This window comes from Citrobacter sp. CFNIH10 (assembly GCF_002934585.1).
GTDB lineage: Bacteria > Pseudomonadota > Gammaproteobacteria > Enterobacterales > Enterobacteriaceae > Citrobacter_A > Citrobacter_A amalonaticus.
Genome location: NZ_CP026216.1, coordinates 1,029,690 through 1,054,612 on the forward strand (window position 1 = coordinate 1,029,690; position 24,923 = coordinate 1,054,612).

Consider the following 24,923-nt stretch of genomic DNA (forward strand, 5'->3'; position numbering starts at 1 on the left):
ATGGCGGCTCACGCCTCATCCGGCCTACCCACACCGCGTCGTAGCCCGGATAGGCGCAGCGCCATCAGGCGATCTGTTCATCCGCCAGAGGCGTGCCGGCATAAATATCAAACCGGTGCCCTTTGGTCACCACCGCATTCGGCGTAGCAACATCCGCCAGCGGCGGCGCGTAGTCCGGGCGTTTCACCACCACGCGTTTGGTTGCGAGCTGACGTGCTGGTTCCAGCAAGCCGTCGGCGTCCAGATCCGGGCCCACCAGCGACTGAAAGACCCGCATCTCTTTTTTCACCAGCGCACTTTTCTGTTTGTGGGGAAACATCGGGTCGAGATAGACCACCTGCGGACGCGGCGTGATATCCGTCAGCGCCGTCAGGCTGGAGGCATGGATCAGCTGCAGTCGTGCCTGCAACCACGGGCCGATTTCCGCATCGGCATAGCCGCGCGCCAGACCATCATCAAGTAGCGCCGCCACCACCGGGTTACGCTCCAGCATCCGCACATGACAGCCGACCGAGGCCAGAACGAATGCATCACGCCCCAGACCCGCAGTCGCATCGACGACATCTGGCAAATAGTCGCCTTTAACGCCCACCGCTTTTGCCACCGCTTCACCGCGACCGCCGCCGAACTTGCGGCGATGGGCCATCGCCCCGCCGACAAAATCCACGAAAATACCGCCGAGCTTCGGTTCATCGCGCTTACGCAACTCCAGATGCTCCGGTGTCAGCACCAGCGCCATCAGGTTGTCTTCGTCGTGTTCCAGTCCCCAGCGGGAGGCCAGAACAGATAAGGCGCCGTCTCCGGCGCCTGTTTCATCCAGTAAACAAATTTTCACTGAAGAACTAGCCTTTAATTCCGTAATGCTCAAGCATCGCGTCGAGCTGCGGCTCGCGGCCACGGAAACGTTTGAACAGTTCCATTGGCTCTTCAGACCCGCCACGCGTCAGGATGTTATCCAGGAATGACTGGCCGGTATCGCGATTGAAAATGCCTTCTTCTTCGAAGCGAGAGAACGCATCCGCAGCCAGCACATCAGCCCACAGGTAGCTGTAATACCCCGCCGCATAACCACCGGCGAAAATGTGACTGAATGCATGCGGGAAACGCCCCCAAGACGGCCCCGGCACCACGGCGACCTGTTTTTTGATTTCCGCCAGCGTTTCGAGGATTTTCGCCCCTTGCTGCGGGTCAAATTCCGCATGCAGACGGAAGTCAAACAGACCAAACTCCAGCTGACGCAGGATAAACAGCGCCGCCTGGTAGTTCTTCGCCGCCAGCATTTTATCCAGTAATTCCTTCGGCAGCGGTTCGCCAGTCTCGTAATGGCCGGAGATAAACGCCAGCGCGTCCGGTTCCCAGCACCAGTTTTCCATAAACTGGCTCGGCAGCTCGACCGCATCCCACGGCACGCCGTTGATCCCGGAAACGCCAGCGGTCTCGATACGGGTCAGCATGTGATGCAGGCCGTGACCAAATTCGTGGAACAGAGTGATCACTTCATCGTGGGTGAACAGCGCCGGTTTGCCATTCACCGGGCGGTTAAAGTTACAGGTCAGGTAAGCGACCGGTTTTTGCAGTGAGCCGTCGGATTTACGCATCTGACCGACGCAGTCATCCATCCACGCCCCGCCGCGTTTGTGCTCACGGGCATAGAGATCGAGATAGAAGCTGCCGCGCAGTTCATTGTTTTCGTCATACAGCTCAAAGAAACGCACGTCCGGATGCCAGACATCCACATCCTTACGCTCTTTTGCGGTAATACCATAAATACGTTTCACCACTTCAAACAAGCCGTTAACGGCTTTGTTTTCCGGGAAGTACGGACGTAATTGCTCATCACTGATGCTGTAGAGATGCTGCTTCTGTTTTTCGCTGTAGTACGCGATATCCCACGGGTTCAGCTCATCGACGCCAAACTCCGTTTTCGCGAAGGCGCGCAGTTGCGCCAGCTCTTTCTCGCCTTGCGGACGCGCGCGTTTTGCCAGATCGGTTAAAAACTCCAGCACCTGCTGCGGGTTTTCCGCCATTTTGGTGGCGAGCGATTTAAAGGCATAGCTTTCAAAGCCCAGCAGTTGCGCCAGCTCGTGGCGCAGGGCGAGAATTTCCGCCATCACCGGGCTATTGTCCCATTTACCGGCGTTAGGTCCTTGATCGGACGCCCGGGTCACATAGGCACGATACATCTCTTCACGAAGCTGCCCGTTGTCACAGTAAGTCATCACCGGCAGGTAGCTCGGGATATCCAGCGTCAGCAGATAGCCTTCCTGCTCTTTCGCTTCAGCCTGTGCTTTTGCTGCCGCCAGCGCGCTTTCCGGCATCCCGGCCAGCTCTGCTTCATCAGTAATCAGCTTCGTCCAGCCCATGGTGGCGTCGAGGACGTTGTTGCTGTACAGGTTGCCCAGTTCAGACAGGCGGGTGGCGATCTCACCGTAGCGCTGCTGTTTTTCTTTCGGCAGGCCAATCCCGGAGAGCTCAAAATCACGCAGCGCGTTATCCACGGCTTTTTTCTGTGCGGTGTTCAGCGTGGCGTAATGATCGCCGTCACGCAGGTCGCGGTATGCCTTGTATAAACCTTCATGCTGACCGACCCAGGTGCTGTATTCCGATAGCAGCGGCAGGGTTTGCTCGTAGGCTTCGCGCAGTTCCGGGCTGTTTTTTACTGAATTCAGATGGCTGACCGGAGAAAAAATACGCCCCAGGACGTCATCGACTTCCGCCAACGGTTGGCAAAGATTTTCCCAGCTGTAGGGTGCGCCCTGTGCTACGACGCGCTCCACATTCTCACGGCAGTCGTTCAGCGCTTTGGTTACCGCCGGGACCACATGTTCCGGCTGAATGTTGGAAAAAGGCGGTAGCTCGAAAGGCGTCAGTAAAGGATTGGTCATAAACGCTGTCCTGTTAGAATAAGGTGAATGTCGCGCGCGTCCGGCGCTGTGCAATATCCCTGTAGAATGGGGATAAGTGTAGAGGATTTCAATGCCAGGCGTTGCGCTTTCGCGGCAGCGGTGAGTTTTCTGTATACTGTGGCGATAGGCTTTTTATTCGCCCGAAAGCGTGACGCTAATCGGGCCTACGTTTACAACCTGGAACACGTTTACCCATGCTCAGTTATCGCCACAGCTTCCACGCTGGCAACCACGCCGACGTCCTTAAACACACGGTTCAGAGCCTGATCATCGAGTCGCTCAAAGAGAAAGAGAAGCCGTTTCTCTATCTGGACACCCATGCAGGCGCGGGCCGTTATCAGCTAAGCGGCGAGCATGCTGAACGCACCGGGGAGTACCTGGAAGGTATCGCCCGCATCTGGCAGCAGGACGATCTGCCAGCCGAACTCGAGCCGTACATCGGCGTGGTCAAACACTTCAACCGTAGCGGGCAACTGCGTTACTACCCCGGCTCCCCGCTGATCGCGCGTCAACTGCTGCGCGAGCAGGACAGCCTGCATATGACGGAGCTGCATCCGAGTGATTTCCCGCTGCTGCGAGGTGAATTCCAGAAAGATGAACGTGCCCGCGTAGCCCGTGCCGACGGCTATCAGCAACTGAAGGCAAAGCTGCCGCCGGTCTCTCGTCGTGGTTTGATTCTCATCGACCCGCCTTACGAGATTAAATCGGACTACCAGGCCGTTGTCGCCGGGATTAGCGAAGGCTATAAACGTTTTGCCACTGGGACGTATGCCCTGTGGTATCCGGTCGTGTTACGCCAGCAAATCAAGCGCATGGTGCACGATCTGGAAGCGACCGGCATCCGTAAAATCCTGCAAATTGAGCTGGCGGTCCGCCCGGACAGCGACCAGCGCGGCATGACCGCCTCCGGCATGATTGTGGTCAACCCGCCGTGGAAGCTGGAAGCACAAATGAACACAGTGCTACCGTGGCTGCACAGCAAGCTGGTGCCAGCGGGTACCGGGCATACCTTAGTAAACTGGATCGTGCCTGAGTAATTGCAGCCATCGGTGGAAACTATTGATTTCAGGTATACAATCGCGGCAATCAGAACGTAAGGAAAAGACGCATGAGCAAGCATTATGACTACATCGCCATCGGCGGTGGCAGCGGCGGTATCGCCTCGATTAACCGTGCAGCCATGTACGGCCAGAAGTGTGCGCTGATTGAAGCCAAAGCGCTGGGCGGCACCTGCGTTAACGTCGGGTGCGTCCCGAAAAAAGTAATGTGGCATGCTGCGCAGATCCGTGAAGCGATCCACCTGTATGGTCCGGACTACGGGTTTGACACCACGATCAATAAATTCAACTGGGATACGCTGATTGCCAGCCGTACTGCCTATATCGACCGCATTCACACCTCGTATGACAACGTGCTGGGTAAAAATAACGTTGATGTGATCAAAGGTTTTGCCCGCTTCGTCGATGCCAAAACCATTGAAGTCAACGGTGAAACAATTACTGCCGATCACATTCTCATCGCCACGGGTGGTCGTCCGAGCCACCCGGATATTCCGGGCGTGGAATACGGTATCGACTCCGATGGTTTCTTTGAACTGCCGGCCCTGCCGGAGCGCGTCGCGGTTGTCGGTGCCGGTTATATCGCCGTTGAACTGGCGGGCGTGATTAACGGTCTGGGTGCCAAAACCCATCTGTTCGTGCGTAAGCATGCGCCACTGCGCAGTTTTGACCCGATGATTACCGAAACGCTGGTGGAAGTGATGAATGCCGAAGGCCCGACGCTTCACACCCACGCCATTCCGAAAGCGGTCGTGAAAAACGCCGACGGTAGCCTGACGCTTGAACTGGAAGACGGTCGCAGTGAAACGGTCGATTGCCTGATTTGGGCGATTGGTCGTGAACCGGCAACCGATAATTTCAACCTGGCAGCGACCGGGGTAAAAACCAACGACAAAGGGTATATCGTTGTCGATAAATACCAGAATACCAGCGTGGACGGGATTTATGCGGTCGGGGATAACACCGGCGCTGTCGAGCTGACGCCAGTTGCTGTTGCGGCAGGTCGCCGTCTTTCTGAGCGCCTGTTTAACAACAAGCCGGACGAGCATCTGGACTACAGCAATATTCCTACCGTGGTCTTCAGCCACCCGCCGATTGGCACCGTAGGTCTGACCGAACCGCAGGCGCGCGAGCAGTATGGCGATGCGCAGGTGAAAGTGTATAAATCTTCGTTTACTGCAATGTATACCGCGGTAACCTCACACCGTCAGCCGTGCCGCATGAAGTTAGTCTGCGTCGGCCCGGAAGAGAAAATCGTCGGCATCCACGGTATCGGCTTTGGCATGGACGAAATGTTGCAGGGCTTTGCAGTAGCGCTGAAAATGGGCGCCACCAAGAAAGACTTCGACAACACCGTGGCCATTCACCCGACGGCAGCGGAAGAGTTTGTGACCATGCGTTAATGTTCCTGACCCCGTGATTTCACGGGGTTTTTTCTGCAATTTAAAAATGGACAATTTAGTTCCTCCTCATAACACGACTTTCCCCCGGGTATAAATTAAAATCCGCAGCAATACTTGCCGCGCTAATAGTATCTAATGCTATTTATTTTAAGAGGTTTTACCCGATGAGAAAGACATTACTTCCTGCTTTAATTGCCGTCGTTTTATTCCCGATTGTGACACTCCCGGCGCATGCCACCGCGCGGGCTGAAAAACGTCAGGACGCCCGTGAGATCCGCCAGGATGCCCGTCAGGACGGTCGTGAAACAAAACGGGAATGTGTCCGGAATAACGATGAAAGTAATTCCCAGTGCCGCCAGGATAAACGTGAAAACCGCCGCGAAGGGCGTCGTGACGCGCGTGATGAGAAATGGTAATCCCCGTATTCAGCGGGGTGGGAAACCTTATCCAGGCGACGTCCCGACAATATTCACAATTCGTTTCATTCGAATGTTCCGAAAATAGGGATTCGCCAGTCGACACGTAATAAAAATTATCACCGATTATCAATGTATTGTGCTTTTTTCCCGGTTTGCGGCGATTGTGTAAACGTGATCTGCCGCACACTTTGCACCGCACACACCGAAGCGAATGTCTACGCTTAAAAGACAGCCGGGCAACACCCGTATCCTTTACGACGCCATCCGGAGGTCTTTCTCATTATGATCAACCAGAAACTGCAACACGCCCCGTCAGAGGAAATCACGATCGACGTCGATCTTTTCTACGAAACGGATCCGTGCGAGTTAAAACTGGATGAGATGATTGAAGCAGAACCGGAACCTGAGATGATTGAGGGGCTCCCCGCCTCTGACGCCCTGACACCAGCCGATCGCTATCTTGAACTGTTCGAGCATGTACAATCCTCGAAAATTTTTGCCGACAGCAAAACGTTTCCTGACTGTGCGCCGAAAATGGATCCGCTCGATATTCTGATTCGCTACCGCAAAGTCCGTCGTCATCGGGATTTCGATTTACGCCGCTTTGTCGAAAATCACTTCTGGCTGCCTGAAGTCTTCGACAGCGCGTATGTTTCCAACCCGGAAAATTCGCTGAAAGAGCATATCGACCAGTTGTGGCCGGTACTCACCCGCGAGCCGCAGGATCATATTCCGTGGTCATCGCTGCTGGCGCTACCGCAATCCTATATCGTGCCAGGTGGTCGATTCAGCGAAACCTACTACTGGGATTCCTATTTCACCATGCTGGGTCTGGCGGAAAGCGGTCGCGAAGACCTGCTGAAATGTATGGCAGATAACTTTGCGTGGATGATTGAAAACTACGGCCATATTCCGAACGGCAACCGTACTTATTACCTCAGCCGCTCGCAGCCGCCGGTGTTTGCGCTGATGGTCGAACTGTTCGAAGAGGACGGCGTTCGCGGCGCACGGCGCTACCTCGACCATCTGAAGATGGAGTATGCCTTCTGGATGGACGGCGCAGAGTCGCTGGTGCTCAACCAGGCGTATCGCCATGCCGTCAGGATGCCGGACGGTTCACTGCTCAACCGCTACTGGGATGACCGCGACACGCCGCGCGATGAATCATGGCTGGAAGATGTGGAAACTGCCAAACATTCTGGTCGTCCGCCGAACGAGGTGTACCGCGATCTGCGCGCCGGTGCGGCATCGGGCTGGGATTATTCTTCCCGCTGGCTACGTGACCCCACACGACTGGCGAGCATTCGCACCACGCAGTTTATCCCTATCGATCTCAACGCCTTTCTGTTCAAACTGGAGAGCACCATCGCCAATATTTCAGCGCTAAAAGGCGAACGTGACGTTGAGGCACTGTTCCGCCAGAAGGCGAGCAATCGACGGGCTGCCGTCAACCGCTATCTGTGGGATGAGGAAAATGGCTGCTTTCGCGACTATGACTGGCGGCGGGAGCAAATGGCGCTGTTCTCTGCCGCCAGCATTGTCCCGCTTTACGTCGGGATGGCGACCCATGAACAGGCCGATCGGCTGGGGGATACCGTGCGTGCTCGCCTGTTGACGCCCGGCGGCATTATGGCCTCCGAGTACGAAACCGGCGAACAGTGGGATAAACCCAACGGTTGGGCGCCGCTACAATGGATGGCAATTCAGGGTTTTAAGATGTACGGCGATGATGCGCTGGGAGACGAAATCGCCCATAGCTGGCTGCAGACGGTGAATCAGTTTTATCAGCAACATCATAAGCTTATTGAGAAATACCATATCGCCAGCGGCACCCCGCGCGAAGGGGGCGGCGGCGAATATCCGTTGCAGGATGGCTTTGGCTGGACCAACGGCGTCGCACGGCGCCTGATTGGGCTGTATGGAGAACCATAACGGTTACTCTATCACGTCAAAAATGGCGCGCTGAATCTTCAGCCATTTCTCGTTATCCGCGCTGGGATCGGCGCGGAAACGCCGCTCTGCCTGCCCGGTATCATGCTGCTGTCGCGCTATCACCGCAGGCACTGTGCAGAAACGCTTCAGATAAGCTTTGTGTTCGCCCGTCAGCGGCGCACCACCGGACATGGCGTGACCCAACGTATTGATAAAGCGTCGACACGGTTTGCTTTCATCCATCTGCGAGGGGTAGCGCAACAGTAACTCGAGGACATCGGTATTGTTGCGGGCAAACGCCGTTTCGGTCCACGAGACCTGCCAGTTCATACCGCCTTGCAAAAAAAGCGCGGTGACCCGGGTGTCATTGCGATCGATCGCCGCACGCATGTTAAACACATCCCAGGTGATCCCCATCTGTGTCACCATTTCGCGTGCGGAAGGCAATTCGCGCTTGGGCTCTGCCTGGGTGATCTTGATGTTCGGCGCGGGCGCGGGCGGTTGCGAACTCACTAACCACGCTCCACCGCCCAGGATGGCGATCACCATGAGCCCCACCGCGCCCCAGAGCACGCCAGTGATCAGTTGTTCACGTTCTTCCGCCGTGCGCAGCGAACGCTTGCGCAGGGGTTCAATGGATTCGCCAATTTCCTCGGTATCGCCTCCCGCCTGACGATCCTTTTTCCGCGCCTCCTCCCAAAACTGCGCCAGTTGCCCCTCTTCCACAATCATTAACGCCGCCGGATTAATGCGGGCGCGCCCTTGCTCATAGGCCCGCTGGACAGGACGGACAATATGCTGAAACTGGCAGGAGAGTAACGTCAACTGTGCCGAAGACAGCGGCTCCCCGGCCAGCACCGTGTTTCGTGCCTGGCGACAGTCATCGAGAAACACCCGCAGCGTCAGGCGCGGTTCAACAAACAGGTTCAGCACTGACGCATCGTTAAAGATGCCGGAATAGTGGCGGGTGAAGGTCTTTTTATCGACAATCATCAGCGCCAGCTCGCTAAAACGCATCCCATTCAGCGGATCCTGGCGTTCACCCAGCTTAATCCAGCGTCTGAGCTTATCCGCGCCAAAGTTGTCTTTGAGGTAATTATTGAGCTGCGTTTTATCCGGCCACATCTGCGAGATAAGCGCAGTCAGGGTTAACTCAATCGTGCGTAACTGCCGTTCTGCGCGTACTTGCTGACTGTGGTCGGCCTCTTCAATGTCCGTTTTAAAATTGAGTAACGATTGATGATGGCGCAGCAATTCCAGCGACCTGACCACGCGCAGGGCGGCAATCAGTTGGTTCTCACTGACCTCCTGCCCGCTGTCATATTGCGGTACGCACTGCTGGAGATGGCGCAGTTGCAGCGTGAACTGGCTCAGTTGCGCGTCGTTGAGATGCAAACGCCGGGCGACCTGGCTCCAGCCGCCCAAGTTCAGCCGGGCCTGATCCAGGTGTTCCAGAAACCATCGCGGATCTTTACCGTCAGAGGCATGCACCCCCAGCATCAGCAGGATCTCCACCGAGGCCTGGCGGATAATCCCCAGACAGTGTTCAAAGGTGGTGCGTGTCGTCAAAACGCTAATCGTCATTCTCTTCCTTCGCTAAAAGCGCCCCCATACGGAGACCATTAATTTTGCTTTAGTTCTTTGTTTTAATTATTAGTTTTTATAGATATAACAAGTTCAATAATTAATACAGTGACCGCTACGTGAACATTGAGAAATATCCCAGGAGATAGCCCTGTGCCCATACTGAAAACAGCCCGCCTGACCTGTCGCCCGATAACCTCTGCCGACTGGCCCTTTTTTCTCGCGCTGCAGCAGGATCCGGACGTGATGCGTCATGTGGCCGACGCGCGAAGTGAGCGCGACATTCGGGAAGCGTTCGATTCTCGCTTACCGACATGGTGTCCAGGAGACTCTCACTGGCTGTGTTTGCTCCTGTGCGATAACGAAAGCCACAAGCCGCTCGGGGTGACGGGCTATATTCATCGAGGGGAAGTCTGTGCTGAGGTCGGGTTCTTGTTGACGCCCGGCGCGCAGGGAAAGGGATACGGGACAGAATCACTACGCGCCGTTTGCGATTACGCATTTACCACCGGCGGTCTGCGCCGTCTGACCGCTTGTGTCACTGAAGGTAATCAGGCTTCCCGGCATGTGCTGGAGAAAGTGGGATTTATACTGGAAGGGACGCTCAGGGAGAGTTACTGGCTACAACAGCGCTGGCAGAATGACTGGCTGCTGGGGTTATTAAAACAGGAATATATTACGACCGCAGGATCCCGGTCGTAATATCACTGCAGGGTATTAAGGCTGAACCAACAGCATCGCCGCCTGGGTGCGATTTTTAACATCCAGTCGGCGGTAGAGTGATTCAAGATGCGCTTTCACCGTTCCGGTACTGATATTTAACGCCCGGCCAATTTCCTTATTTGACTCGCCTGATGCCAGCATCGTCAAAATTTCCCTCTGCCGGGCGCTTAATGCATGAATATCACGATATTCCGCAGCCGGAGTCGTTAGCCATTCGCCAGGTAAAAACATCATCCCCATCGCAACGCTATTGATCGCCAGTACAAATTTTTCCGGTTCAGAATCGCGGGAAATAATCGCGAGCACATTATATTGCGTCAGTTCCTGTAATCCTTTTTTCGCGCAGTCCGTCGCGATAATTAAAGTTTTGACGAGGGGGAACTGTTGCACCGTTTTTTGCAGGATCCAACGGCAAAACTCACCGTCAAGATCGCCATCCAGCATGAGCAGGGCTTCCGGGTTTTCTTCCAGTTTATACCAGAGTTCATCGGCCTGACTGACACCCTGAATACTCACTCCTGGAATTCGTTGCTGTAAACTGATTTTCATTCCATAAATAAATATTGACTGCCTGTCAAACATGATGATTTGCATTACTCTCTCCACCGTTTCCGATAATAACATTAAGGAGGGGAAGGGTATTACCCGATGGGTAAAATAAACATTCGCCATTTGGCGGGGGGCCATTTTACAGATATCACGTCGGGAGAGAAGTAAAAAAACATTTTTTTACAGCTGAAACACGAGAATTACATCCGGGGATAAAAAACGGGCAATGACTTAAGGAATTCCTTATATTTTACCCCCCCATTATCTTAATTGAAAATTAAATCTCAGTGAGAATAACGAACGCGCAGGAGAAAAGAAATTATCGCCTGCGCGAAATTATGTTACAGAATTAAAATTCGCATTTCATGATCATTCATCGCACGTAAAGGCTCGCTGAATTCAGCTTACAGGAACATCCCGCCCGAGACTTCAATACGCTGCGCCGTCATCCATGCCAGTTCGTCGCTGAGTAACGCCGCAATCGCATCGCCAATATCATCGGGCAAACCGGCGCGGCCCAGCGCCGTCTGCGAAGCCACATACGCATTCAGTTCTTTATTATCCCGCAGATGGCCACCGCCAAAATCGGTCTCAATGGCGCCGGGCGCAATGGCATTCACCGAGATCCCACGCGCACCCAGTTCTTTCGCCTGGTAGCGCGTCAGCACTTCCATCGCCCCTTTCATTGACGCGTAGGCGGCATACCCCGGCAGGGCAAAACGCGCCAGCCCGGTTGAAACATTAAGAATACGTCCGCCCTCGTTAATCAACGGCAACAGGTGCTGCGTCAGGAAAAACGGACCTTTAAAATGGATGCGCATCAGTTCGTCAAACATCTCTTCTGAGGTATCAGCATACGGCGCGTATAGCCCGATCCCGGCATTGTTCACTAAATAATCAAACGTCTCTCTGTTCCAGTGCGTTTGCAACTGCGTTTTCACCTCAGAGGCAAAAGCTGCAAAACTGGCACTATCACCGACATTCAATTGAATTGCCGCCGCTTTCCTGCCTTTTTGCTCAATTTCAGCGACGACATCCCGCGCCGCCTGCTGTTGACTGTGGTAAGTAAAGAGAATATCCGTTCCTTTGTCCGCCAGCTTAAGCGCGGCATTTTTACCCAGCCCGCGGCTCCCGCCGGTCACCAATGCGATACGTTGCGTCATAAGAAACCTCATTTCAGCTGTTGTGTGGATTGAGGTAAAGCTTATTAGGTGATAGAAAAACAATAAATGTCGCTAATTGCGCATGACTGTTTCATCTGGAACAACAATAGGGCTACAGGATGGATAAAATTCATGCAATGCAGTTATTCATTCGTGTCGCAGAGCTGGAGAGTTTTTCTCGCGCAGCCGACACGCTCGGACTCCCGAAAGGTAGCGTATCGCGCCAGATTCAGGCGCTGGAAAACCATCTTGGCACCCAGCTTTTACACCGCACCACGCGGCGGGTACAACTGACGCAGGACGGCATGGTCTATTACGAACGGGCGAAAGATCTGTTGAGCAATCTGGATGAACTGGACGGTCTGTTTCAGCACGATCCCACCAGCATCAGCGGTAAGCTACGAGTCGATATGCCGGTTGGCGTCGCGCGAAATCTGGTGATCCCCCGCCTGCCCGCCTTTTTGCAGCAGTACCCTGGGATTGAACTGGAGCTCAGCAGCAGTGACCGACTGGTGGATTTGATCCGCGAAGGTTTTGACTGCGTGGTGCGCGTCGGCACGCTGAAAGACTCGGGACTGATCGCGCGTCCGCTGGGCAAGCTTACCGTGATCAACTGCGCCAGCCAACAGTACCTGACGCGTTTTGGCTATCCGGAAAGCCTTGAAGACCTCGCCTCCCATGCGGTAGTACATTACTCGCAAAATCTGGGAACACGACCGCCAGGCTTTGAAATCGCCACCAGCAGCGGGACACAGTGGATAAAAACCGGCGGTACGCTAACGGTTAACAGCACCGAAACCTATCACGCCGCCTGTCTGGCTGGGCTGGGAATTATTCAGGTTCCGCGCGTCGGGGTTCGTGAGGCGTTACGCAATGGCACGCTCGTTGAGGTGCTGCCGCAATACCGCGCCTTGCCGATGCCGGTATCGCTGCTTTACCCACACCGGCGTAATCTTTCACGCCGTGTGCACCTGTTTATGGAGTGGCTGACCGGGGTAATGAAGGACTACGTGGACTGAGACGCTATACTGTCCAGAGAATTAACAAAAAAAGGACGCCTGACCTGATGATGCAGGATAACGACGTAAAACGCCCCACTCAGGAACTTGAACACGACCCGGTACGCAAAATCGACACGACCGGGGACGCCGAGCACGAGAAGAAAAGCACCGCCAGCGAGACGCTGAAAACGGTGACCACCACCGTCGAAAAAATCCAGCGCATTCCGGTGATTGCGCATCTGCTCCGCGCGGCTGAACGCTTTAACGATCGGTTAGGGAACCAGTTCGGCGCGGCCATTACCTACTTCTCGTTTTTGTCGATGATCCCCATCCTGATGGTGTCGTTTGCCGCCGCAGGCTTTATTCTTGCCTCGCATCCCACGCTGTTACAGGACATCTTCAATAAAATCCTGATGAACGTCAGCGACCCGACGCTTGCCGCTACGCTGAAAAGCACCATCAATACGGCGGTACAGCAGCGTACCACCGTTGGTCTGGTCGGGTTAGGGATCGCCCTCTACTCCGGGATTAACTGGATGGGCAACCTGCGCGAGGCGATCCGCGCCCAGTCGCGGGACGTCTGGGAGCGCACGCCGCAGGATCAGGAAAAAATCTGGATCAAATACCTGCGCGATTTCATCTCACTGATTGGCCTGTTGATTGCACTGATTGTGACGCTGTCGATCACTTCCGTCGCCGGTTCGGCGCAACAGATGATTATCTCCGCCCTCTATCTCGACAGCATCGAGTGGCTAAAGCCCACCTGGCGGTTGATTGGCCTGGCGATCTCCATTTTTGCCAACTACCTGTTGTTCTTCTGGATTTTCTGGCGTCTGCCGCGTCATCGTCCACGTAAAAAGGCATTGATTCGCGGCACGCTGATTGCGGCGATTGGCTTTGAAGTCATTAAAATCATCATGACCTGGACGTTGCCGGCGCTGGTGAAATCCCCTTCCGGCGCGGCGTTTGGTTCCGTACTGGGACTGATGGCGTTCTTCTACTTTTTCGCACGTCTGACGCTGTTCTGCGCGGCGTGGATTGCAACCGCCGAATACAAAGACGACCCGCGCATGCCGGGCAAAACGCACCGTTGATGCGCGGTATTATGCCGGATGGCGCTGTGCTTATCCGGCCTCCCCTTCACCCGCTACCCAGGCCAGATAAGTGTCTTACGTCGCCATCCGGCAATATGTTCAGGCACTTACTTCCGCCTCGCTCCGTTCATTTAGCACATAAATCCAGTCCTTAACTTTTATTTAACCAAAAACCAGTTTTATCCACTCATTTTGAAATTATGTGAAGCATTTCATGGACGAGAAATCGCAGGCGCAAACATTATCCGCTTTTTGCCTGATTTTTAACCATATCGAGCGATTGTTACAGATTGAAATGTCGCTTTTGCTGTGCGTAATATGGCCGTTCGTTCGCCAAAAAATAAGAAAATACTATGCAAGCAACCGCCACCACACTCGATAACGAACAGGAACATACTCCGGTCAATTCGCGCAATAAGGTCGTCGTCGCCTCGCTCATTGGCACCGCCATTGAGTTCTTCGACTTCTATATTTATGCGACCGCCGCCGTGATTGTCTTCCCGCACATCTTCTTCCCGCAGGGCGACCCGACAGCGGCAACGCTACAGTCGCTCGCCACGTTTGCCATCGCCTTTGTCGCGCGTCCAATTGGTTCCGCGCTCTTCGGCCACTTTGGCGATCGGGTAGGACGTAAAGTGACGCTGGTGGCGTCTTTGCTGACAATGGGGATCTCAACGGTGATCATCGGCCTGCTGCCAGGCTATGCCACCATTGGCATTTTCGCCCCGCTGCTGCTGGCGCTGGCTCGTTTTGGGCAGGGCCTGGGACTGGGTGGTGAATGGGGCGGCGCGGCGCTGCTGGCGACAGAGAACGCCCCGCCGCGTAAGCGCGCGCTGTATGGCTCGTTCCCGCAGTTGGGCGCACCGATTGGCTTTTTCTTTGCTAACGGCACCTTCCTGCTGCTCTCCTGGCTGCTGACGGATGAGCAGTTCATGAGCTGGGGCTGGCGTGTTCCGTTTATCTTCTCAGCGGTGCTGGTGATTATCGGCCTGTACGTCCGCGTTTCCCTGCATGAGACGCCGGTTTTCGCTAAAGTGGCCGCCGCGAAAAAACAGGTGAAAATCCCGCTGGGTACGTTGCTGACTAAACACGTTCGCGTGACCATCCTCGGCACGTTCATCATGCTGGCGACCTATACGCTGTTCTATATCATGACCGTGTATTCGATGACGTTCAGTACCGCCGCTGCGCCGGTCGGTCTGGGCCTGCCGCGTAACGACGTGTTGTGGATGCTGATGATGGCGGTGATTGGCTTTGGCGTGATGGTGCCGGTCGCCGGTCTGCTCGCAGACGCGTTTGGTCGCCGCAAGAGCATGGTCATCATCACCACAATGATTATCCTGTTCGCGCTGTTCGCCTTTAAACCGCTGCTGGGATCCGGCAATCCGGCGCTGGTCTTCGCCTTCCTGCTGCTTGGGCTGAGCCTGATGGGGCTGACGTTCGGGCCGATGGGCGCACTGTTGCCTGAGCTGTTCCCGACGGAAGTGCGTTACACCGGCGCATCGTTCTCCTATAACGTCTCTTCGATTCTCGGGGCATCCGTCGCACCGTATATCGCCGCGTGGTTGCAGTCCAATTATGGTCTTGCCGCCGTAGGAACCTACCTGGCATCGATGGCGGCATTAACCCTGATCGCGCTGCTGTTAACTCACGAAACGCGTCATCAGTCGCTGTAATCTTTACATGCCGGGTAGAGGCGACGCCTTACCCGGCACTGCGCATCACTTCTTCAACTGCGACAATATCGTCCGGCACTGGTTGGCGTCACCTTCTGACGGTGAAATCAGCGCCAGCAGCGCGGCGGCAGGCGTCACTAACGTCGCCAGCGCCGCGGCTACCGCGCCACGCGCAATCAACGGCCCGGCCTTTACCCCCGCCTGAGGGTTCTTAAACGTTCCGCGCACATACAACGGCGAACGCAAGGTAATAATGCGGATGCCTTTGCTCTCCGGGTCGATGGTCAAATCCAGCTGTTCGGAGGCAAAGCTCGCCGTCCCGGTGACGTTGATCAGCGCGTTTTCAGTGTCGAACGCGAAAATTTGTGGGCGCGCCACGCCGTTTACGATATCCAGATTCGCCGCCGCGCAGTTAACCCGCACTTCGTCATCGCCAAAGATCTGCCCGACGATGAAGTTCCCGACGTTCAGACCGACAATCTCCATCAGGTTGCGGCTAATCAGTCCGTCGTTCATCAGCAGTTTCAGGTTGCCGTTGCTGTTACCCAGCAGCGCCGCCACGGAATTCCCGGTCCCGCGAAATTCGGCGTCACCGCTCATCTCCCCCAGCGTTTTCTGCATCAGTTCAACGTCCGGCATCAGTTCTTTCAGTTTTAAACGCCGCGCCTGAATATCCGCACGCCCCTGCATTGGCTTTTTATCCCCTTCCAGATGGATATTCGCATTGATGCTGCCGCCCGCCAGACCAAACTTCAACGGTTGCAGACGCAGATCGGCATTCTGCAGAAGAATGTGGGTCGAGAGATCGCTGACAGGCAGGCTGCTGCCATGTTCAATACGCCGCCCTTTAAAGCGCACATCGGCATCCATCACGTTCCATTTGTCCGTTTCGAAGCGGTCATAAGGCAGTACTTTGTCCGCGGGTTGTACGCTCTTCTCGCCCTTTTTCTGTTCCGAACGCTGCGCTTTTTCTGTGCCTTTACCGGAATCGACGCCGATCAGCGGTCCTAAATCCGCCAGCCTGAGCTGGCGCGATTCCACCTCTCCTTCCAGCTTCGGACGCGGTTTCCCTGTCGTATAGGTCAGCGAGCCGTGAATATCGCTGTCGCCGATCCGCCCATTGAACCCCCGGTAGTCAAACACCGATGATGCGTTGGTATCGATTTTCGCCACCAGCCGACCGTCCGTTTCGAACGGCGGCGTATCCGGCAGCAGCACTCCCGTCAGATCGTACAGCTCACCCAGGGAATCCCCGGAGAATTTCAGTTGCAGATCGACGCCGCCCATCTTCATTGGGTCCTTAACCACGCCCACCAGCGCCACCCGGGTATTGCCGGAACGGAAATCGGCCTGTACCGGAAACGCTGCCCCTTCGCTACGCAGCGCCAGCATGCCGCCCATTTTTCCCGTTCCGGTGAGCGGTTCGCCGTTGTATCGCCCCTGCGCCTTCAGACCAAATACGTAGTCTTCAACCTTCGCGTTATCGCCTTTCGCTTTATTTCCCGTGACTTCACTGAACGGCAACGGTTTACCCAGCGGATCGACCAGGATCTCAATATCAGCTTTACTGACCTTATCGTCGATAGCGATCCGCCCCTGATCGAAGAGAATCGTGTCCAGCCGGAAGGACCAGTCAGACGGCTGCGCATTCGGGTCTTTGTTTTCGCTATTCGCGAGGTCGAAGGTCCAGTTATTGTTTTTCTCGGACAGGCGAATCAGCCGCGCATCGGGTTTCACCAGCTTGATCCACGGCAGCCAGACGGTTTTGCTTAACAGCGCCAGCGGGGCGAGCGTCGCGTCGACGCGGGGAAGGTGCACCATCGTCACTTCAGGAATGTCGGGGGGATTGCCGAGGATAATATCTTCAGCATGTACGTGCGGCCACGGCACCCAACTGCGCCAGCCGGTCTCCTGCTTCTGGCGTTCCCAGACAACGCCTAAATCACCGCGAATAGCGAACGGTCGGTTAAGTTCGGTAGAGACTTTCTGGTTGATGGTCGGTTTGAGGCGGTTCCAGTCAAATGTCGCTATCAACACGATAACGACCACGATCAACAACAAGAAAGTCCCTGTGATCACTGCAGTTATTTTTCCGGCTTTGGTCATAGTTAGCATCCTCACGTCTTTCCTTGCCTGTCCTAAAGATAGTCCAGCCAGACGGAGTTAGCGGAAACTGCCGTTTTTTACAGTGACAGAATGACCTCATCGAGGCAGGCGAACGGGACCGGGCGCGACAGAAAATAGCCCTGTGCGGCAAAGGCGGGAGAACGTTGTACGTCGCGCCACTCTTCCAGCGTTTCCACCCCTTCAACGATCACGCCGCGGCAATAGCGGTTCATCAGTTGCAGCAGCATGGTGAAGAGATTGCGCCCCTCTGGCGTCTGGCGAAGCATCACGAACAGTTCGCGCGCGACTTTAATGTAGTCATAACGGACTTCATTCAGCGCAGAGAAATTCGCCATCCCGGTGCCGAAATCATCCAGCCACAGCGGACCAAATTCGCACATGCTGGCAAACGAGGATTCTTTTGGCAGATGGATATGTTCGACCAGCTCAAAACGCAGCCACGGCATCCGCTCAATCATCTGCACCATGTTGGGTTGCTGGCGCATGGCGAGGAGCGTCGGGCCATCGACATTCACAGAGGCCAGCAATTCATGACGCTGGAAAAAGTCGGTCTTCTGCTCCAGTAGCTGAAGTTGTTCTTTGACGATATCAATGCGATGGCGCACCGCCACCCCGGCAAAATAACGGTCAGGCGCGATACGTTGGGTTGGATTGTCCGGATGCGTCACCACCGTCAACAGCTCAACGGCTAACAGGCGTCCGTCGGTCCGGTAAATCGGCTGATAAGTGTAAGCACGCTCGCACTGCAGCCAAAAGCGCCGATCCTGCAAGCTTTCAACGCTCGCCTCGGAATTGCTTCGCTGCTGGATAACCTGGTTTATCATCTCAGATGTCCCGTGATTAAGTGTGTTACTGCCCCGACTCGTCAAAGGTTATCGGCCTTCGGACGGAGAACTTTATGTTCAGCCTCGCGCAAAATCGAAAACGGTTTTGTAAAAATCAATGCAGAATACGGACTGGCTCAAAAAAAATTTTGGAACGTTGTTTTAATATGATTGACCACCTAACACCCACAGCGCACACTAACGCTAACTTTTTTTAAGCAGGTTCACGACTATGTCCAAAAAGATTGCCGTGATTGGCGAATGCATGATTGAGCTGTCACAGAAAGGCGCAGATGTTCAGCGCGGATTCGGTGGCGACACATTGAATACCTCCGTTTACATTGCCCGTCAGGTTGATGCTGCGGCGCTCTCCGTGCACTACGTCACGGCGCTGGGCACGGACAGTTTCAGCCAGCAGATGCTCGAGTCATGGCAAGGCGAAAACGTGGATACCTCGCTGACGCAGCGCATGGAAAACCGTCTGCCTGGCCTCTACTACATCGAGACTGACAGCACCGGTGAGCGGACGTTCTATTACTGGCGCAACGAAGCAGCAGCGAAATTCTGGCTGGAGAGCGAACAGTCAGCGGCTATCTGCGAAGAGCTGGCGACCTTTGATTATCTCTACCTGAGCGGTATCAGCCTCGCGATCCTGAGCCCATCCAGCCGCGACAAACTGCTGTCGCTGCTGCGAGAATGCCGCGCCAACGGCGGGAAAGTGATTTTCGACAACAACTATCGTCCGCGCCTGTGGGCCAGCAAAGAAGAGACCCGGCAGGTGTATCAGAAGATGCTGGAATGCACTGATATTGCCTTCCTGACGCTGGACGACGAAGATTTGCTCTGGGGCGTGAAGCCGGTTGAAGAGGTGATCGCCCGGACGCATGCCGCGGGTGTGCAGGAAGTGGTGGTGAAACGCGGTGCGGATTCGTGCCTGGTGTCTGTCGACGGTAACGTACCGATCGACGTTCCTGCGGTGAAACTGCCGAAAGAAAAAGTGATCGATACCACCGCCGCTGGCGACTCGTTCAGCGCCGGATATCTGGCCGTTCGCCTGACCGGCGGCGATGCAGTTAACGCTGCCAAACGAGGCCACCTGACCGCCAGCACCGTTATTCAGCATCGCGGGGCGATTATCCCACGCGACGCCATGCCGCAGTAAGACCAACGCCGCAGGCGCGGCGTAAACGCCTTATCCGGCCCGGGAAACGCGTTCTTCCAGGCCGGATAAGCGCAGCACCATCAGGCAATCCACCCCTACCGTGCAGCCGGAATATCTGTCACTTCCGGATGCGCATCGTCCGTTTCTGCCGGTGTCGCCGCGGCAGTCACCGGCGCCATGATTTGATCCCACGTCGCCTGCAACTCTTTCATGTTGAATTCCGGTTCGCCTTTCGGCTGTAGCAGAATCAGCGCCATATCCTGCGACAACTGCTGACGCAGATCCTGATTCAACATCTCAACGGTCAGGCTGTTCAGGAAGTCCTGACGCAAACGCTGGTACTGTTCAGGCGCGATATCTACGACCTGATTTTGCAGCGAGCGCAGACGCTGACTGATGAGAATATCGGTATCGGTACGAGCGTAGGTCGCAAACAGTTTCTGCAGCTCCAGATTCTTTTGCGCCACCAGGGCGTTGAACTCTTCTTCCGGCAGGCCGTTATCACGTACCTTCGCCAGTTCACGCGCCACGGTGCTCAGATTGGCGGAAATCTTGTCGTTTGGCGATTCGATGTTGATTGCGCACTGCGCGCGCAGGAACAGCACGCGGCAGTCAAAGCCGAGGCCGATATCTTTCGCGTTGTTCTTACTCAGCGCCTGCTGGACGTGCCAGAACAGCGCCTCACGCGCTAAATCCGCGCGCCAGTAGCGCAACAGCGCGGCAGACTCGCGAATCGGCTGCCACGGCGTATCCCACATGACAGAGAGACGATCCTGGCGCACCGCGTCGGTCATAATGCTCACCGCCTCCGCACGCAACGGCGAGAGCGTCGGCACCGGCGCAGGGGTTTCACGTTTCCCTTTCAGTTCACCAAAGGTTTTGTTGATTTGCTCGGCCACCGACCGCGCATCAACGTTGCCGACAACAATCAGCGTCATCGCGTCTGGGGTGTACCACTTCTGGTAGAACTCATGCACTTTCTCCGCGTCCACCGGCATTTTTACCGGCTCGGCAGGATCGTGACCCAACAGCGCCGACCCTTTCAGACGATAGCGCCACCAGCCGTCTTTCGTATCGACGGGCAGCGTGGTGACCATGTCTTCTGTGTTTAGCGCATGATTGACGACGTCGGGGGTGATCGTCAGTTTGCCCATCGTGTTCGCCAGATAGTTCAGCGACTCTTTCAGCAGGTCGCTGCGGTTATTGGGCAGGCTGAGATTGTACTGTGTGGAGTCGTAAGAGACGGTGACGGGCGGCATCGGACGTTTAGGGTCAAAACCCTGCTGCCACAGTGAACGTGCCTGCGCGGCATCAAGGCCGCCACTTTGGGTTAACGCAATACGGGGAATAAGATGACTGAAACCGCTCTGTTGAGTACTTTCGGCGAGCGAACCGGTATTTACCTGCAGGCGGACCTCGATACGGTCGCTGGGGCGCTGCGGGGTGGCTAACACTTGCCACTGTAAACCATTCGCCAGCGTCCCCTGTTGCCATGCTGGGTCAGGCTGGAGCGCATCTGCCTGCACATAGCCAGCAGTGGCCATCATCAGCAAACCGCCCGCTAAAAGTCGAATTTTTGTGCCCTGCATGTAAACCCCTGATCAACAATCCTGGTAATAAAAAGACAACCCCAGTTAGGCTTGTCTGAATATGACGTTAAAAACACTTCGTGTTAGACCGCAAGAACATGAAAATGTCACGGAAGAAGTGAAATAAACCCGATACCTCCATGTTGAAGGATTCGGGCCCAGGGGTCAATTATGCGCAGGAGCCCGCAGCCCCACAAGGGACTGCGGTCATAAGTATCGAAATTAAGAGGATATTTCGTGCGTTTTGCCTTCAGGTGCACGATTATTCAGCACATCATCAAGCTTCTTGTGGTCCAGTTCCTTCACCCACTTCGCGACCACGACCGTTGCCACGCCGTTACCGACCAGGTTGGTCAGCGCACGGGCTTCAGACATGAAACGGTCGATACCGAGGATAAGCGCCAGACCGGCCACCGGCAGATGGCCAACCGCAGAGATAGTGGCCGCCAGCACGATAAAGCCACTTCCGGTCACGCCCGCCGCCCCTTTCGAGGAGAGCAGCAGTACCACCAGCAGCGTAATCTGATGGAAGATATCCATATGACTGTTGGTGGCCTGGGCGATAAACACCGCCGCCATCGTCAGGTATATCGAGGTTCCATCAAGGTTAAACGAATAGCCGGTGGGAATCACCAGCCCCACAACCGACTTGCGACAGCCAAGCTTTTCCATCTTGTCGAGCATACGCGGTAACGCAGACTCGGAAGAGGACGTTCCCAACACGATCAGCAGTTCTTCACGAATATAGCGGATAAACTTAAAGATGCTGAAGCCTGTTGCACGGGCGATCGAACCCAGCACAACAACCACAAACAGGATACAGGTGATGTAGAAGCAAACAATCAGTTGCCCCAACTGCACCAGCGTACCCACGCCATATTTACCGATGGTAAACGCCATCGCCCCGAACGCCCCGATTGGCGCCAGACGCATGATCATGTTGATGATGCCGAAAATAACCTGCGAGAAGCTTTCAATGACGTTGAAAATCAGTTGGCCTTTGCTGCCCAGACGATGCAGGGCAAACCCAAACATCACCGCAAACAGCAGAACCTGCAAGATGTTACCGCTGGCAAAGGCGCCAATGACGCTGCCCGGGATAATATCCATCAGGAAGCCTACGATTCCCTGGTCTTTTGCCTGTTCGGCGTAAATCGCTACCGCTTTTGCATCCAGCGTTGCCGGATCAACGTTCATCCCGGCACCGGGCTGCACCACGTTAACGATGATGAGACCAATGATCAGCGCAATCGTACTGACAATCTCAAAGTAAAGCAGCGCAACTGCACCTGTACGGCCCACCGCTTTCATACTTTCCATGCCTGCAATGCCAGTCACGACAGTACAGAAGATAACCGGTGCGATGACCATCTTGATCAGCTTAACGAACGCGTCGCCAAGCGGTTTCATTTGTGCGCCTAATTCAGGGTAGTAATGGCCAAGGAGAATACCAATGGCAATTGCTGTCAGGACCTGAAAGTAGAGGCTTTTAAACAGAGAGATTTTCATAGGGTGTCCTTGAAGTAAAAACCACAGGTCTTATAAGGTTTTGGTTAACCTGCGGCCTTAAAATAACACCCAGACAACATCACAGAAATGCACCAGGATCATAAATGAAACAAAAATGTTAAAAACCTTGAGCTGGCTCGCACAAGTCGGACCTTTTTAAAGTATTGTAATCACATCAATTGTGCTTCAGATAACGTTCTTCGAAGGTTTCAGCGGGTACCGCACGGGCATAAAGGAAGCCCTGAGCGATTTCAACCCCCGCCTGCGCCAGCCATTCACGCTGCGCTTCGGTCTCGACGCCTTCCGCCACCATCTGCAAATTCAGACTGCGCGCCAGCAGGATAATCGCCGAGACCATGCTGTTATCTTCCGGCAGGCCATCGACAAACATTTTGTCGATTTTCAGCACGTCGATGGGCAGGGATTTCATGTGCTGGAGCTGGCGCAGCCCCGCGTAGCCCATGCCAAAATCGTCCAGCGCGATACGCACGCCGGCGTTACGCAACGGACGCAGTATCGCCACGGCGGCATGCGGGTCGTCGATCCGCCGACTCTCCGTCACTTCCAGAATGAGCGTACCCGGCTGGATACGATAACGATTTAACAGTTCCAGCATGTCTGACACCATATTCGGGTGCATCAACTGGAGTGCTGACAGATTGACCGACAGCGGCAGCGTGATCCCCCGTTCCTGCCAGGCTGCGAGCTGACGACAAGACTCTTCCAACACCCAGTGGCCCACGGTGACCATCAGGCCGCAGGACTCAATCCGCTCAATCAACCCTTCCGGCAATTCCCAGCTCCCGTCCGGCTGCTGCATACGCAGCAACGCTTCGGCGCTGACCACGTTGCCGCTGCTCATCTCCACCTGAGGCTGCAACCAGAGGGCAAAGCGGTGATTGTCCAGCGCGGTGAGAATATCGCTCTCCTCGGTCAGCCGTTTCTGGGCGATTGCCATCTGCTCAGGATCGAAGAACTGAATCTGATTTTTGCCCTTGCGCCGGGCGGTAAACGCTGCGGATACCGCGCGCCCATAGAGCTGTTCGGCGCTGAGATCGCCGTAATACATCGCCACGCCAATGCAGCAGCTTGGGCGAAGTTGGATCCCCTGCACCGGCAATCGCTCATTGATGATAGTGAGTACTTGCTGACATAATGTGATCGCGTGCCACGGCTCTTTGACGCCGTGAGCGATAATGGCAAAATCGTAACCGCTGATCTGCGCGAGCACCATTCTCGGTGACAGCACCGATTTCAGTTTCTCCACCAGCGTCAGCAGCAGAATTTCCCGCTGCGCCTCTTTCAGCACGCCCGCCGTATCGCGCAGCGTTTCACAGGTGACAATCATCAGCGCCGTGGTGTGCTGACGCGACACGACCTGCTCGAGCAGCCCCATCAGGAACGCTTTGTTCGGCAGGTCAGAGACCGGAAAACGCATCGCGTTATCCGTCTGCTCTTCGCTGTGGCGCTGGACCAGTTGTTGATTGAGGTTGTAGCTGCGCACCAGCAGACCAATCTCATCGTCATGATGCAGACGCGGCAACGCCAGCTGATGTCCAATCAAATCCTGTTGCGGAATGTTATTCAGCTCGCGGGCAATTTTGCGCAGCGGGTGCAAAATCAGGCGATTCACGCACCAGCTAATGGCGACTGTTAGCATCAGGGATAAAAGTAAGTAAATGGTCACTAACGTAGACAGCGTGCTCATCACAAACTTATACATGCGGAATGAGTCGGCCTGGAGCACCAGATATGCCAGCGGTTGCGGATTTGCAGGACGTTCAAGTGAATAGACAGGCAGCGAGATCTGCACCGGCAGTTCGAAGAGTCGGGTTATCATGACCGGAACGGGCCGTTCAGGGATAAAGCTCATGCGCAGCGCCTGAAACTGATTCGGTAGCACCACATCGGCCCGTTGCACCACCCCCGCCGGTTTGATACTGGCAAGAATCGCTTCGGCTCCGGGAATATCGGCTTTTAAAATTGAGGCAGACAGCGGTTCACGTACCGAACGGGCAATACTTTCCAGTTGCGTCGCCGTGTTGTAGCGGTTCTGCTGCACCAGATGAAACAGCAAAACGGTACAAAACAGAAACACAAACACCATGACAACGGCAGCCACCATTGCCATCTGCTTAATTGTTAACGAGCGACTGACGCGCAATATTGTCTCCCCCGGATATCCCAGATTGCCGCCCGAGTAT

At 55.1% G+C, this 24,923-nt stretch carries 19 protein-coding genes; 9 read left to right on the forward strand and 10 right to left on the reverse strand.

Going from position 1 to position 24,923, the window contains the following annotated elements; all coding sequences use genetic code 11:
• Positions 1–64 precede the first annotated feature (64 nt).
• Both rsmJ and prlC read right to left on the reverse strand, forming a co-directional pair.
• Entirely contained in the window at positions 65–835 is a 771-nt protein-coding gene (gene rsmJ, locus C2U53_RS08415; RefSeq protein WP_044267262.1) for a 16S rRNA (guanine(1516)-N(2))-methyltransferase RsmJ, read from the reverse strand.
• A gap of 7 nt (positions 836–842) precedes the next feature.
• Positions 843–2,885: an oligopeptidase A gene (prlC, locus tag C2U53_RS08420; protein WP_044253702.1), complete on the reverse strand. Its 2,043-nt coding sequence runs from the start codon at positions 2,883–2,885 to the stop codon at positions 843–845.
• A 215-nt stretch (positions 2,886–3,100) separates the two neighbouring features.
• Between prlC and C2U53_RS08425 the strand changes: the two genes are divergently transcribed.
• The 4 genes from C2U53_RS08425 (at position 3,101) to C2U53_RS08440 (ending at position 7,718) form a co-directional block, all read left to right on the forward strand.
• Entirely contained in the window at positions 3,101–3,943 is an 843-nt protein-coding gene (locus C2U53_RS08425) for a 23S rRNA (adenine(2030)-N(6))-methyltransferase RlmJ (RefSeq protein ID WP_042998528.1), read from the forward strand.
• Positions 3,944–4,014: 71 nt separating this feature from the next.
• Positions 4,015–5,367: a glutathione-disulfide reductase gene (gene gorA / locus C2U53_RS08430; protein WP_042998529.1), complete on the forward strand. Its 1,353-nt coding sequence runs from the start codon at positions 4,015–4,017 to the stop codon at positions 5,365–5,367.
• Between the two features lie 164 nt (positions 5,368–5,531).
• Positions 5,532–5,783 carry a hypothetical protein gene (locus tag C2U53_RS08435; protein ID WP_044253705.1) on the forward strand — a complete coding sequence of 84 codons (252 nt, stop codon included), beginning with the start codon at positions 5,532–5,534 and terminating at the stop codon, positions 5,781–5,783.
• Between the two features lie 285 nt (positions 5,784–6,068).
• Positions 6,069–7,718: an alpha,alpha-trehalase gene (locus C2U53_RS08440; protein WP_042998531.1), complete on the forward strand. Its 1,650-nt coding sequence runs from the start codon at positions 6,069–6,071 to the stop codon at positions 7,716–7,718.
• 3 nt (positions 7,719–7,721) lie between these two features.
• On the opposite strand, the gene C2U53_RS08445 is transcribed toward C2U53_RS08440, so the two are convergent.
• Positions 7,722–9,302: an STY4199 family HEPN domain-containing protein gene (locus tag C2U53_RS08445; RefSeq protein ID WP_042998532.1), complete on the reverse strand. Its 1,581-nt coding sequence runs from the start codon at positions 9,300–9,302 to the stop codon at positions 7,722–7,724.
• Positions 9,303–9,455: 153 nt separating this feature from the next.
• Here C2U53_RS08445 and C2U53_RS08450 point away from each other — a divergent pair, with 153 nt between their 5' ends.
• Entirely contained in the window at positions 9,456–10,004 is a 549-nt protein-coding gene (locus C2U53_RS08450) for a GNAT family N-acetyltransferase (protein ID WP_042998533.1), read from the forward strand.
• Between the two features lie 15 nt (positions 10,005–10,019).
• Here C2U53_RS08450 and C2U53_RS08455 read toward each other — a convergent pair whose 3' ends face one another.
• Complete coding sequence (locus C2U53_RS08455; RefSeq protein WP_104445796.1) at positions 10,020–10,619, reverse strand: response regulator transcription factor; 600 nt, start codon at positions 10,617–10,619, stop codon at positions 10,020–10,022.
• A 359-nt stretch (positions 10,620–10,978) separates the two neighbouring features.
• On the reverse strand, positions 10,979–11,737 hold the full coding sequence (locus C2U53_RS08460; protein WP_044253710.1) for an SDR family NAD(P)-dependent oxidoreductase: 759 nt from the start codon (positions 11,735–11,737) through the stop codon (positions 10,979–10,981).
• Positions 11,738–11,856: 119 nt separating this feature from the next.
• On the opposite strand from C2U53_RS08460, the gene C2U53_RS08465 reads away from it, so the two are divergent.
• From C2U53_RS08465 to C2U53_RS08475, 3 genes are all read left to right on the forward strand, one after another.
• Positions 11,857–12,756: a LysR family transcriptional regulator gene (locus C2U53_RS08465; protein ID WP_042998536.1), complete on the forward strand. Its 900-nt coding sequence runs from the start codon at positions 11,857–11,859 to the stop codon at positions 12,754–12,756.
• Positions 12,757–12,803: 47 nt separating this feature from the next.
• Positions 12,804–13,832: an inner membrane protein YhjD gene (yhjD, locus tag C2U53_RS08470; RefSeq protein ID WP_042998537.1), complete on the forward strand. Its 1,029-nt coding sequence runs from the start codon at positions 12,804–12,806 to the stop codon at positions 13,830–13,832.
• Positions 13,833–14,185: 353 nt separating this feature from the next.
• On the forward strand, positions 14,186–15,508 hold the full coding sequence (locus tag C2U53_RS08475) for an MFS transporter (protein WP_042998538.1): 1,323 nt from the start codon (positions 14,186–14,188) through the stop codon (positions 15,506–15,508).
• Between the two features lie 45 nt (positions 15,509–15,553).
• On the opposite strand, the gene C2U53_RS08480 is transcribed toward C2U53_RS08475, so the two are convergent.
• Both C2U53_RS08480 and pdeH read right to left on the reverse strand, forming a co-directional pair.
• Positions 15,554–17,614 carry an AsmA family protein gene (locus C2U53_RS08480; RefSeq protein WP_042998539.1) on the reverse strand — a complete coding sequence of 687 codons (2,061 nt, stop codon included), beginning with the start codon at positions 17,612–17,614 and terminating at the stop codon, positions 15,554–15,556.
• Positions 17,615–17,691: 77 nt separating this feature from the next.
• Positions 17,692–18,459 (reverse strand): cyclic-guanylate-specific phosphodiesterase, encoded by a 768-nt coding sequence (gene pdeH / locus C2U53_RS08485; RefSeq protein ID WP_042998540.1) that lies wholly within the window; start codon positions 18,457–18,459, stop codon positions 17,692–17,694.
• Positions 18,460–18,691: 232 nt separating this feature from the next.
• Between pdeH and C2U53_RS08490 the strand changes: the two genes are divergently transcribed.
• Positions 18,692–19,621: a sugar kinase gene (locus C2U53_RS08490; RefSeq protein ID WP_044253719.1), complete on the forward strand. Its 930-nt coding sequence runs from the start codon at positions 18,692–18,694 to the stop codon at positions 19,619–19,621.
• Between the two features lie 95 nt (positions 19,622–19,716).
• On the opposite strand, the gene C2U53_RS08495 is transcribed toward C2U53_RS08490, so the two are convergent.
• From C2U53_RS08495 to hmsP, 3 genes are all read right to left on the reverse strand, one after another.
• On the reverse strand, positions 19,717–21,210 hold the full coding sequence (locus tag C2U53_RS08495; RefSeq protein WP_042998542.1) for a pitrilysin family protein: 1,494 nt from the start codon (positions 21,208–21,210) through the stop codon (positions 19,717–19,719).
• A gap of 222 nt (positions 21,211–21,432) precedes the next feature.
• Positions 21,433–22,719, reverse strand: coding sequence for a C4-dicarboxylate transporter DctC (gene dctA / locus C2U53_RS08500; RefSeq protein WP_042323143.1), 1,287 nt, complete (start codon positions 22,717–22,719; stop codon positions 21,433–21,435).
• Positions 22,720–22,894: 175 nt separating this feature from the next.
• Positions 22,895–24,883, reverse strand: coding sequence for a biofilm formation regulator HmsP (gene hmsP / locus C2U53_RS08510; RefSeq protein ID WP_104445797.1), 1,989 nt, complete (start codon positions 24,881–24,883; stop codon positions 22,895–22,897).
• Positions 24,884–24,923: the final 40 nt, after the last annotated feature.